The 3,511-nt window shown below is 75.8% G+C and carries 4 protein-coding genes; 3 read left to right on the plus strand and 1 reads right to left on the minus strand.

What is annotated here, in order from left to right:
- Positions 1-687: aminopeptidase P family N-terminal domain-containing protein (locus tag HUX53_RS29750; RefSeq protein WP_309237496.1), on the minus strand; the 687-nt coding region annotated here is incomplete at its 3' end.
- A gap of 98 nt (positions 688-785) precedes the next feature.
- Here HUX53_RS29750 and HUX53_RS29755 point away from each other — a divergent pair.
- The 3 genes from HUX53_RS29755 to HUX53_RS29765 all read left to right on the plus strand — a co-directional run bounded on the left by HUX53_RS29755 (position 786) and on the right by HUX53_RS29765 (position 3,471).
- Entirely contained in the window at positions 786-1,706 is a 921-nt protein-coding gene (locus HUX53_RS29755) for a 5'-3' exonuclease (protein ID WP_176406540.1), read from the plus strand.
- A 216-nt stretch (positions 1,707-1,922) separates the two neighbouring features.
- Entirely contained in the window at positions 1,923-2,627 is a 705-nt protein-coding gene (locus HUX53_RS29760) for a Crp/Fnr family transcriptional regulator (protein ID WP_176406541.1), read from the plus strand.
- 67 nt (positions 2,628-2,694) lie between these two features.
- The gene (locus HUX53_RS29765) at positions 2,695-3,471 is read left to right on the plus strand and encodes an RNB domain-containing ribonuclease (RefSeq protein ID WP_309237497.1); all 777 of its coding nucleotides are present in this window, start codon (positions 2,695-2,697) and stop codon (positions 3,469-3,471) included.
- Positions 3,472-3,511 lie beyond the last annotated feature (40 nt).

Raw genomic sequence — 3,511 nt, forward strand, 5'->3', positions numbered from 1 at the left:
GCCGATGTCGACCACGACGGGCTCGCCGGGCCGGATCACGCGGTCCGACGGCTCGGCGTGCGGGTTGGCGCCGTTCGGGCCGGAGCCGACGATGACGAAGTCGACGCGGGCGTGGCCCTCGGCGATGATCGCGTCGGCGATGTCGCGGCCGACCTCCCGCTCGGTGCGGCCGGCCTTGAGGAGGCCGGGGACGCGGCGGTGCACGCGGTCGATCGCGGCGCCCGCCTCGCGCAGCGCCGCGACCTCGGCGGCGGACTTGCGCATCCGCAGCTCGCGCAGCACCGACCCGGCGGCGACCTGCCCGGCGCCCGGCAGCGCGGCGCGGAACCGCAGCGCCATGACCGCCCACATCCGGTCGGCGACGCCGACGCTCGCCATGCCCGCCGGGAGGCGGGCGGCGGTGAGCGCGTACGGGTCGTCGGTCTCGTCCCACGGCACCAGCTCGATGCCGAGCGCGCCGGCCGGCGACTCCTGCGCGGCGGGCAGCTCGAGCCGGGGGACGACCAGGAACGGCTCCCCCTCGGCGGGCACCGCCAGGCAGGTGAGGCGCTCCAGCTCCTTGGCGTCGTAGCCGGTGACGTAGCGCAGGTCCGGGCCCGGCGTCAGCAGCACCGCGCCGAGGCCCGCCTTCGCCGTCGCCTCCCGCACCCGCCCGATGCGCTCCGGCGGATACAACTCCGTTGTCACACCCGTCTCCATTCGTCGGTCCTGTCCGATGGCCGGTACCAGGATCCCAGGAGCGGCGGAGCGGCGCGGCGTCGGACCCGCGTGGGAGCATGTGCGCCATGAGCGGGTTGATGCTGCTGGACACGCCGTCGCTGTACTTCCGCGCCTTCTACGGGGTGCCCGAGTCGGTGACCGCGCCCGACGGGACGCCGGTGAACGCGGTGCGCGGGCTGATCGACATGATCGCGCGGCTCGTCCAGGACCGGTCGCCGGACCGCCTGGTCTGCTGCATGGACGCCGACTGGCGGCCGGCGTTCCGGGTGGCGGCGCTGCCGTCCTACAAGGCGCACCGGGTGGCCGACGACGGCGGCGACCAGACCCCCGACGCGCTGGAGGCGCAGCTCCCGGTGATCGACGCGGTGCTGGACGCGGTCGGCCTGGCGCGCGCCGGCGTGCCCGGCTACGAGGCCGACGACGTGATCGGGACCCTCGCCGTGCGCGGCGCCGCCGACGGGCCGGTCGACATCGTGACCGGCGACCGCGACCTGTTCCAGCTGGTCGACGACCGCGCCCCGGTCGCCGTCCTCTACACGGCGCGCGGCATCCGGAACCTGCAGGTCATGGGCGAGGCGGAGATCGCGGCCAAGTACGGCATCCCGGGCCGCGGCTACGGCGAGTACGCGACGCTGCGCGGCGACCCGAGCGACGGCCTGCCGGGGGTGCCCGGCGTCGGCGACAAGACGGCGGCGGCGCTGGTCACCCGGTTCGGGTCGGTCGACGGCATCCTCGCGGCGCTGGACGCGGGCACCGACGAGGGGTTCCCGGCGGGCGCCCGCCGCCGGATGGAGGCCGCGCGCGAGTACCTGGCCGCCGCCGAGACGGTGGTGCGGGTCGTCACCGACATCGACGCGCCGGAGCTGGCGAAGCTGGAGGACCGGCTGCCCGCCGAGCCGCGCGACGCCGAGGCCCTCGTCGAGCTGGCCGACACCTGGAATCTCGGCAGCCCCGTCAACCGCCTCCTGAACGCTCTTTCGCGTTGAGCGCCGCGATTTCGCTGCAATTTTCGCCAAAAGTGTCATAAGACGCAGACAGGGCGTTCTCCGGCGGGCAGCATCCGAGGCGGTGACGGGTTCTCCTGGAAACGTGCAGAGACGTTCACAGACGACCGGTATCCGCGGCATTGGGCCTCACCGCCCCACTCCCCCCATTTGCCGCGGGTGCCGGTTCACCCGATCCCGCACCGGAACGGACGTGCGGTGAGCGAGCGGGCCGCCTCCCCCGGCGGAGGATTCTGGGACGAGCTGGACGGCCGCGAGCGCACCGCGCTCCGGGACGCCGGGCGGCCGCGGACCTACCGGCCGCGGGCGCCGCTGTGCTACCAGGGCGACGACTCCGACCACATCATCGTCATCGAGGCGGGCTGGGCGAAGGTCGTCTCGTCCAGCCCGGACGGGCACGCGGTGGTGCTCGCCGTGCGCGGCCCCGGCGACCTGGTGTGCGAGAGCGCGGTGCTCGGCCGCCGGGAGCGGTCGGCGACGGTACAGGCCCTCGGCGAGCTGCGCGCGCTGCTGGTGCCGGCGAGCCGGTTCACCGCCTTCCTGGACGCCCATCCCCGGGTGTGGATGCTGGTCAGCGGCACCTTCGTGCGGCGGCTGGACGACGCGGGGCGGCGGGTGCAGGCGCACGTGTCGGCGCAGGGCGCGCGGCGGCTGGCGATCCTGCTGGCGGGGCTCGCCGAGCTGTCGGCCCGGCAGGCGCCGGCGGGCGCGGGCGGAGAGATCGCGATCGGGCCGCCGCTGTCGCAGGAGGAGCTGGGCAGCTGGATGGACGCCTCCCGGGAGACGGTCGCGCGGGCCCTGGCCGTGCTGCGCGACGCGGGGCTGGTCCGCACCGGGCGCCGCCGGATCACCGTGCTGGACCCGGCCGGGCTGCGGGCGTACGCGGACACGCCGGACGGCTGACCCGGCCACCGCCTTTACATTGTAGATTCCGATCGGTCCGCCCGTTCCGTCCCGTACGCTCGGTGCTGTGCCGCGCCGACCGCTGCGACTGCGTACCGCCGAGGCCGACGCCGAGGTCCGCTCGGGGCTGCACCGGATCCGCGCCGAGTTCTCGGTGCCCGGCCCGTTCCCGCCCGCCGTGCTGGCGGAGGCGGCGGGGCCCGCGGCGCTCGCGGACGGCCGGGCCGACCTGCGCGACGTCCCGTTCTTCACCCTCGACCCGCCCGGCTCGATGGACCTGGACCAGGCGATGCACCTGGAGCGGCGCCCGTCCGGGCACCGGGTCCGGTACGCGATCGCGGACGTCGCCGGGTTCGTGCGGCCCGGCGGGGCGCTCGACGCCGAGGCGCACGCGCGCGGCGTCACCCTCTACCTGCCCGACGCGAACTCCCCGCTGCATCCGCGGCCCCTGTCGGAGGGCACCGCGAGCCTGCTGCCGGGCCGGGAGCGCCCGGCCGTCGCGTGGACGATCGACATCGACGGCGCCGGCCGGATCACCGGCGTGGACGTGCGGCGCGCCCTCGTCCGCAGCCGCGACCGCCTCGACTACGCCACCGCCCGCCACGATGACGGCGACCCGCGCATCGCGCTGCTCGGCGAGATCGGCGAGCGGCTGATCGCGGCGGAGGCGGCGCGCGGCGGGGTCAGCCTGCCGCTGCCCGAGCAGGAGGTCGTGCACGCGAACGGCGGCTGGGCGCTGAAGCTGCGCGGCGACCTCGCGACCGAGGCGTGGAACGCGCAGATCCCGCTGCTGACCGGCCGGGCGGCCGCCCGGCCGGTCAGCCTGCCCCCTATACACCTCTGACGCTGCCGCAGCAGTGGAACATAGTAGACCCCAGCGTCCG

Source organism: Actinomadura sp. BRA 177, assembly GCF_013372625.1.
In the GTDB taxonomy this organism is placed as follows: domain Bacteria; phylum Actinomycetota; class Actinomycetes; order Streptosporangiales; family Streptosporangiaceae; genus Spirillospora.

Bases quoted from the DNA above. Each gene is read 5' to 3' on its own strand.
- HUX53_RS29755 (WP_176406540.1), top strand. From the start codon at position 786: ATGAGCGGGTTGATGCTGCTGGACACGCCGTCGCTGTACTTCCGCGCC.